The sequence below is a fragment of the Inquilinus limosus MP06 genome, assembly GCF_000767795.1.
Lineage (GTDB): Bacteria > Pseudomonadota > Alphaproteobacteria > DSM-16000 > Inquilinaceae > Inquilinus > Inquilinus limosus_E.
The window spans coordinates 1-7,425 of the sequence record NZ_JANX01000301.1; the positions used below are offsets into that span (position 1 = coordinate 1).

Here is a 7,425-nt window from a genome sequence, read left to right on the forward strand (position 1 = left end):
GATGATCTCGGCCTCGCCGCCGCGCAGGTCGAGATCCACCACCCGGCCGGTGGTGTCGTCGAAGACGAGAACGGGGCCGCCCGTGTTGCGTTCAACCGCCGCCCGGGCCGCCAGCGCCACCTCGGCCAGCGGGCCGGACAGCAGCAGCGTGGAACCATCGAAGGCGGTGCAGGGCGTGGCGGCGGTCGCGGTCACGGCAATCGATCCCGGTGAAGTGGCAGCCGATTTGTACCCGGGCAAAATACCTTGCGTCAATATCACCCGGGTAATAACTTGCCGCCGCCACGGAACGGGATCGGGCCATGAAGGACAGGAAGGCGGCCATCGCCGCCTACAGGGAGCAGAAGGTGTCCGCCGGGATTTACGCAGTGCGCTGCACGGCCACGGGCGAGGCCTGGGTCGGGCGCAGCCCCAACCTGGACACGGCGCGGAACCGCGTCTGGTTCATGCTGCGCACCGGCAGCCACACCCATCCCGGCCTGCTGCAGGCCTGGCGCGCACAAGGCGAGGCCGCCTTCACCTTCGAAGTGGTCGAGATCCTGTCCGAGGAGGACGCGACCCATTTCCGCGACAAGCGCCTGAAGCAGCGGCTGGAGCACTGGCAGGCGGCGCTCGGGGCGGAGGCGATCTGACCGCCTTCGCCCCCTCGCCATGACGAAAAGGGGAAACCGGCGGGTAGAGAGCCCCTACCCCTTCACCCGCTCCATCCGCGGGTCGTAGAGCGGGTCGAGATGCACACGGCACGGCACCCGCTCGGTCGCGACCTCCAGCTCATAGGTGCCCGCCAGCAGCGCATCGCGTTCCAGCCCGGCCGGGTCGCGGACATAGCCGAGGCCGATCGGCTTGCCCACCGTGTGGCCGAAGCCGCCGCTGGACAGCCAGCCGGCCGGCTTGCCGTCGCGCAGGATGGTCTCGCGCCCCAGCAGCACCACCGAAGGGTCGTCGACCGTGAAAGTGGCCAGGATCTTCTCCAGCCGCTGGCCCCGCCGCGCCTCCAGCGCCTCGCGCCCCTGGAACGGGATGGCGGATTTCAGCTTCACCGCCCAGCCGAGCCCGGCCTCCATCGGCGTGTGGTCCGGCCCGATGTCGCTGCCCCAGGCGCGATAGCCCTTCTCCAGCCGCAGCGTCTCGATCGCGCGGTAGCCGGCATTGGCGATGCCATGCGCCGCCCCCGCCGCCATCACCGCCTCATAGACCCCAACGGCGAATTCGGTCGGGATGTGCAGCTCCCACCCCAGCTCGCCGACATAGGTGATGCGCAGGGCCAGCACCGGGGCGCCGGCCACGGCGATCTGCCGGACCCGGCCGAAGGGGAAGCCGGTATTGGAGACGTCGTCGCGGGTCAGCGCCTGCAGCACGTCGCGCGCCTTCGGCCCCATCAGGCTCAGCACCGCATAGGCCGAGGTGACGTCGACCAGATGCGCGTCCGCGCCCTTCGGGATGCTGCGGGCGATCCAGTCGAAGTCATGGGTGGCGAAGCCGGTGCCGGTGGTGATGTGGAAGCGGTCCGCCGCCAGCCGGGCGACGGTCAGGTCGCATTCGATGCCGCCGCGGGCGTTCAGCATCTGGGTGTAGATCAACGCGCCCGGCGGCCGTGCCACATCGTTGGCGCAGATCCAGGACAGCGCCGCCTCGGCATCCCGGCCGACCAAAGCGAATTTGGCGAAGGAGGACTGGTCGAAGACCGCGACATCCTCCCGCACGGCCCGGTGCTCGCGCGCCACCGCCTCGAACCAGCTCGGCCGGCCGAAGCCGGGGATCTCGCCGGGCGCCGCGAACCAGTTCGGCCGCTCCCAGCCCAGCTTCTCGCCGAAGCAGGCGCCTTGCGCCTTGAGGCGGTCGTAGAGCGGCGACCGGCGCAGCGGCCGGGCGCTGGCATGCTCCTCATTCGGCCAGGCGATGGTGTAGTGCTTGCCGTACAGCTCCAGCGTCCGCTTGCGCACCCAGTCGACATCGGCCTGGGCCCGGCCGAAGCGGCGGATGTCGACCGGCCACAGGTCGTAGGGCGGCTCGCCGCCCGCGATCCACTCCGCCAGCGCCTTGCCGGCACCGCCGCCCGAGGCGATGCCGAAGGCGTTGAAGCCGGCGCCGACATAGAAGCCGCGCAGCTCCGGCGCCTCGCCGAGGATGAAGTTGCCGTCCGGGGTGAAGCTCTCCGGCCCGGCGATCAGCTCCTTCACCCCCGCAGTCTCCAGCGCCGGCACCCGGCCCAGCGCCAGCTCCATGATCTGCTGGAAATGGTCCCAGTCCGGCTGCAGAAGCTGGAAGTTGAAGCCCTCCGGGATGCCGTCGACCGCCCAGGCGATCGGGTTCGGCTCGTAGCCGCCCATCACGAGGCCGCCGACCTCCTCCTTCCAGTAGGTCAGCCGGTCGGGGTCGCGCAGCGTCGGCAGGGTGCGGGTCACGCCTTCGATCGGCTCGGTCACCATGTATTGGTGCTCGACCGACACCAGCGGCACGTTGACCCCGACCATCCGGCCGAGGTCGCGTGCCCATTGCCCGGCGCAGTTCACCGCGGCCTCGCAGGCGATGCGGCCGCGGCTGGTCACGACCGCCGTCACCCGCCCGTCCCTGGTCTCGATGCCGGTGACCTCGGTGTCCTCCCAGATCGCCGCGCCGGCCATGCGCGCGCCCTTGGCCAGGGACTGGGTGATGTCGGACGGGTTGGCCTGGCCGTCGGTCGGCAGGAAGGCGGCGCCGACCAGGTCGTCGACCCGCATCAGCGGCCACAAATCCTGCGCCTCCTTGGGCGACAGCAGATGCATCTCGAGGCCGAAGCTGCGGGCGGTGGTGGCCTGGCGCTTCAGCTCGGTCCAGCGCGCCTCGGTGCAGGCCAGGCGCAGGCCCCCGTTCATCTTCCAGCCGGTGGCCAGGCCGGTCTCGCGCTCCAGCTCGGTGTACAGCCGCACCGAATGGCCCAGCAGCTGGGTGATGTTGGCGCTGGAGCGCAGCTGCCCGACCAGGCCTGCCGCGTGGAAGGTGGAGCCGGAGGTGAGCTTGTGCCGCTCGATCACCACCGTGTCGGCCCAGCCCAGCCGGGCCAGGTGATAGGCGGTCGAGACTCCGACGATGCCGCCGCCGATGACCACGGTGCGGGCCTGGGTGGGAAAGGCGGTCATGGCGCTCTCACATCCTCTGGAAATCGTCCCAGGCGCCCTCGAAGCGCCGCAGATTCTCGTCGGTGTAGGCGGCGTAGTCGAAGGCCAGCGTCGAATGGATCTCCGACACCATGCTCCACATCGCCTCGCGCAGCAGCGACGCCGCCTTCATCGCGGCGTAGCGCCGGCGCAGATCCGGCGAAGGGGGAGCGCCGAAATAGGCGTTCAGCATCGCCGCCTCCTCCGCCACCGAGAAGCCGTTGTTCGAGGCCAGGCCGCCGAGATCGAAGAGCGGGCTGTTGAAGCCGGCATAATCCCAGTCGACCAGCCACAGCCGCCGGCCGTCATCGATGAAGTTCGCGGCCAGCAGGTCGTTGTGGCCCAGCACCAGCTCGACCGGCCCGACCGCCGCCTCCAGCTCAGCCGCGCGGCAGACCAGCCCGGCCAGCTCGTCCGCCGGCCGCCGCCCGGCCAGGGCGTGGGCGTAGTCGCGCAGCACATGGAACACCCAGAAGGCCAGCACCGGGCCGCGCAGATGCGCCGGCATCTCGCGATGCACGCGCCGCACCAGCTCCAGCACCCGCGGCGCCTCCCGCCGCACCCGCTCGGGCGTCAGCGTCTCGCCGGCGACGAAGCGGGTCACCAGGATGCCCGGCTCGGCATGCTCGACCTCGGGTGAGATGCCGGCGGAAGCGGCGGCGCGGCTGGCGGCCAGCTCGTTGAAGCGCAGGATGTGATGGTGCGGAATGTCGGCACCCAGCCGCACGACATGGACCCCGGCGGCATCCTCGACCCGGTAGTTGCGGTTGGTCAGCCCGCCGGCCAGGGGCGCGATGGTGAGGCGCCCGTTCCAGCAGCCCAGCCCGGCGATGATGTCCGATGCCTCCGGCATTCCCCGCCTCCCTGATCGACGGATAAGCCGCGGGGCCTCGTCCCGTCAATCGCGAAGCGTCATGAATCCACACAATACCAATCAGTATCGTGGCTTTGTGTGGAAATTCACGGCCTTTGCGTGACAATCGGCCGGGAATTCACGGCCGATTGCGATCGAAGCTGGACAGGACGTGCCGCGCCGCCGATAGGATAAAGCAATTTTCCGGGGTGAGGGAACGCCGCAGGGCCGATGTTGTCCAACCGTTGGCAGGGCGAGATCCTGCAGGCCGTGCGAGAGTCCGGCAGCTGCAGCATCGCCGAGCTGGCGCGCCGCTTCGAGGTCTCGACCGAGACGATCCGGCGCAGCGTCAAGCCGCTGATCGAGACCGGCGCCGTGCTCCGCTTCCATGGCGGCGTGATGCTGCCGGACGGGCTGGAGGAGCCGCCGTTCCAGCGCCGGATGCAGCGCAATCGCGAGGCCAAGCAGGCGGTGGCGGCGCTGGTCGCCGCCCGCATCGCCGACGGCGACCCCATCATCCTCGACAACGGCACCACCTCGGCCTATGTCGCCCAGGCCCTGGCGCATCATTCCCGGCTGGTGGTGGTGACCAACTCGGCCGAGATCGCCTGCCGCCTGGCGCCGCGCAACGACAACCGCGTCTTCCTGTGCGGCGGCGAGGTGAACGGTGACGACGTGGCGGCTTTCGGCCCCTCGGCCATCGCCTTCCTGCGCCAGTTCCAGGTACGCTGCGCCGTGCTGTCGGTCGGCGGCATCAGCAGCCGCGGCGAGCTGGTGGATTTCCACCTGTTCGAGGCCGAGTTCTCGCACGCCGCCATGGCCCAGGCGGCGGAGACCTGGGTGATCGCCGACCACAGCAAGTTCGGCCGCGAGGCGCCGGTGAAGGTGTGTAGCCTGGCCGATGTCGACCTGGTCGCCACCGACCGCCCGCCCCCGCCCGATGTCGCCCGCCGCTGCGACGCCGCCGGAGTGCGGATCCTGGTGCCGGACGAAAAAGCCTAGGGCCCAAAAGAAAACAGGCCGCATCGCTGCGGCCCGAGTTTAGGGAGGAAACGCCCAAGAAGTGCGTTACGACAGCAGCTCATCACTGCATATCGCACTGCAACATTGGCAGCTTCCGGACAGCCGCGCAAGGGAAATCGGATTAAAATTTGGTCACGATGGATTCTGCCCAAAATTTACCCTCTTTCGGCGCGGATGCCGGCCGAATGGGCGCTCAGAGCCTCCGGATCAGCCACAGCACCAGGTCGTCGTCGACCGGCACCGAGTCGCCGGGAACCACCGACTGCTCCCGCCAGGTGATGCCGCGGCCATCCGGCCGGTAGCCCAGCCCGGCATAGAGCCGCTGGGCCGGGCCGTAATCGGCATAGAGGCCGACGCCGAGGCCGATAGCGGCACGCCCGGCCATCCGCGCCAGATCCTCGAAGGCGCGGATCAGCGCCGTACCGATGCCCCTGCCCCGCGCCGGCGCGGCCACCACCAGGTTGTTGATCTCCGGCACCGAAGCGGCCCGGAATGGCGCGTAATCCGAGTCCCAGAGCAGCGTGCCGTAGCCGACCGGATGGCCGCCATCCCACGCCAGGCGCACGGCGCGCCGGCCGGCGGACTGATCGGCGAGATAGACGCCCCACAGCGTCGCGGCGGCGTTCCAGGCCGCGCCGCCCTCGACCGCGGCGATCCGGGCATGATCCTCCGGGCGCAGTTCGCGCAGCTCGATTGCCATGGCGGCCTCCTCCAGATGACGGCGCACCCTACACACCGGTCGCGCCGCCGTCGCCCGGCGTGCGATCGTAGGATGACGGACCGCCGGCGACTCGGATCGAAGGACGCGGGTCCGCGCAGGAGGAGGCACAGGAATGCAGCGATGGATCGCCGCCGCCGTGACGGCAGGGATGCTGGCCGCGACGCCGGCCATGGCCGCCGAGAAGGTCATCATCGACACGGATTTCAGCACGGCCGGGGATGACGGCCAGGTCCTGATCATGGCCGCGCAGTTGGACCGCGAGGGCGTGATCGACCTCAAGGGCGTCACCGTGGTGACCGGCAACAACTGGCTGAAGCAGGAGGTGGCGGACGCGCTGCGGGCGGTCGAGCGCCTGGGCATCGCCGACAAGGTCGGCGTCTATGCCGGCGCCAGCCTGCCGCTGGTGCACGACCCCAGGAGCTTCGAGAGCGAGCGCGCCCTGTTCGGCTTCGGCGAGAGCTACAAGACCGCGTTCCACCGGCCGCAGCCGGCCGATGCGGATCTCGTCGCCCCGCCGGACGGCTTCGCGAAGACCACGAAGCCGCGCGACGAGCATGCGGTCGACTTCATCGTCGACACGGTGAAGGCCAACCCGCACGAGGTGTCGCTGCTGGTGATCGGCCCGGCAACCAACATCGCGCTGGCGGTGCGCAAGAACCCGGAGATCGTGCCGCTGATCAAGAAGATCGTCTACATGGCCGGTGCCTTCGATGTCCGCGGCAACACCACCCCGGCGGCGGAGATGAATGTCTGGATCGACCCCGAGGCCGCGCGCATCGTCATGCGCGAGCCGATCGACCAGGCGATCATCCCGCTCGACGTCACCGATATCACCCAGCTCGGCAAGGCGGATTTCGACCGCATCATGGCCGCCGGCGGCCCGATCCCGGCGCTGTTCAAGGACAGCTGGATGGCCAAGGCCTTCGCCAAGGATGCGAAGGCGACCGTCAACGTCTTCGACACCCTCGCCCTCGCCTATCTGGTCGACCCGGGCTACGCGACCAAGGTCGAGGATCTGTTCGTCGATGTCGACATCGCCTTCGGCCCCGGCTACGGCCGCACCTACGGCTATTGGCAGGAGCAGCCGACCAGGCTGCTGCAGAAGATCAAGGTGGTGAAGCAGTTCGACAACCGCCGCTTCTTCGACCTGTATGTCGACCTGATGACCCGGACGGTGCCGATCAAGCCGGCGACCTGACCAGCCCGAGCGCGATCGAGGCGTCCAGCCGGTCGACCACGTCGCGATGCTCGGCCAGAAGGCCGTCGCGCAGCCGGTACAGGTCGGCGGTGGCGAAGCGCAGCACCGCGCCGGTCGGCGCCGCGCCCAGCAGGGGGCCGCGATGGGTCCCCTGCCATTGCGCCATCGCCATCAGCCGGTCGCCTTCGACCACCACGTCCTGGCGCAGGGCCTGCAAATCCGGCAGCGCCTGGGCCAGCATCCGGGCGAAGGCCTTGTAGCCCTCGATGCCGGGCGCGATCAGCGGGCTGTCGCTGGCGAAGTCCGGATGCACCATCTCGTCCATCGCGGCCAGGTCGTGCCGGCCGTAGAGCCGCTCGCGGAATGCAACGAACCGCTGCCGGACCTCTTCAGTGTCGCTCATCGCGCCCTCCTCCCGTTTCCGTCCGCCGAAGGTCGCCGTGGTGTTATCCTGGGACCAGAGGACAAGTTATCCTGGTACAGGGAGCATCAG

General features: G+C 69.6%; 8 protein-coding genes. 3 read left to right on the plus strand and 5 right to left on the minus strand.

Annotation, left to right across the window (positions count from 1 at the left end):
* Window positions 1-195, minus strand: a 195-nt coding sequence (locus tag P409_RS20810) for a DUF2239 family protein (protein ID WP_034843024.1), incomplete at its 3' end; no start/stop codon positions are given.
* Window positions 196-302: 107 nt separating this feature from the next.
* Here P409_RS20810 and P409_RS20815 point away from each other — a divergent pair.
* Window positions 303-632: a GIY-YIG nuclease family protein gene (locus tag P409_RS20815; protein WP_034843026.1), complete on the plus strand. Its 330-nt coding sequence runs from the start codon at window positions 303-305 to the stop codon at window positions 630-632.
* A gap of 54 nt (window positions 633-686) precedes the next feature.
* Here the strand turns inward: P409_RS20815 and P409_RS20820 are convergent, their stop codons facing one another.
* Together P409_RS20820 and P409_RS20825 are read right to left on the minus strand one after the other, a co-directional pair.
* Entirely contained in the window at window positions 687-3,119 is a 2,433-nt protein-coding gene (locus tag P409_RS20820; RefSeq protein ID WP_034843030.1) for a GcvT family protein, read from the minus strand.
* Window positions 3,120-3,126: 7 nt separating this feature from the next.
* Window positions 3,127-3,990: a choline/ethanolamine kinase family protein gene (locus P409_RS20825; protein WP_034843032.1), complete on the minus strand. Its 864-nt coding sequence runs from the start codon at window positions 3,988-3,990 to the stop codon at window positions 3,127-3,129.
* A gap of 231 nt (window positions 3,991-4,221) precedes the next feature.
* On the opposite strand from P409_RS20825, the gene P409_RS20830 reads away from it, so the two are divergent.
* The gene (locus P409_RS20830; RefSeq protein WP_034843035.1) at window positions 4,222-4,992 is read left to right on the plus strand and encodes a DeoR/GlpR family DNA-binding transcription regulator; all 771 of its coding nucleotides are present in this window, start codon (window positions 4,222-4,224) and stop codon (window positions 4,990-4,992) included.
* Window positions 4,993-5,206: 214 nt separating this feature from the next.
* Here P409_RS20830 and P409_RS20835 read toward each other — a convergent pair whose 3' ends face one another.
* The gene (locus tag P409_RS20835; RefSeq protein WP_052121051.1) at window positions 5,207-5,713 is read right to left on the minus strand and encodes a GNAT family N-acetyltransferase; all 507 of its coding nucleotides are present in this window, start codon (window positions 5,711-5,713) and stop codon (window positions 5,207-5,209) included.
* Window positions 5,714-5,846: 133 nt separating this feature from the next.
* On the opposite strand from P409_RS20835, the gene P409_RS20840 reads away from it, so the two are divergent.
* Entirely contained in the window at window positions 5,847-6,932 is a 1,086-nt protein-coding gene (locus P409_RS20840; RefSeq protein WP_034843038.1) for a nucleoside hydrolase, read from the plus strand.
* Here the strand turns inward: P409_RS20840 and P409_RS36325 are convergent.
* Window positions 6,916-7,335: an ester cyclase gene (locus tag P409_RS36325; RefSeq protein WP_052121054.1), complete on the minus strand. Its 420-nt coding sequence runs from the start codon at window positions 7,333-7,335 to the stop codon at window positions 6,916-6,918. The two genes, P409_RS20840 and P409_RS36325, sit on opposite strands and share 17 nt — an antisense overlap.
* Window positions 7,336-7,425 lie beyond the last annotated feature (90 nt).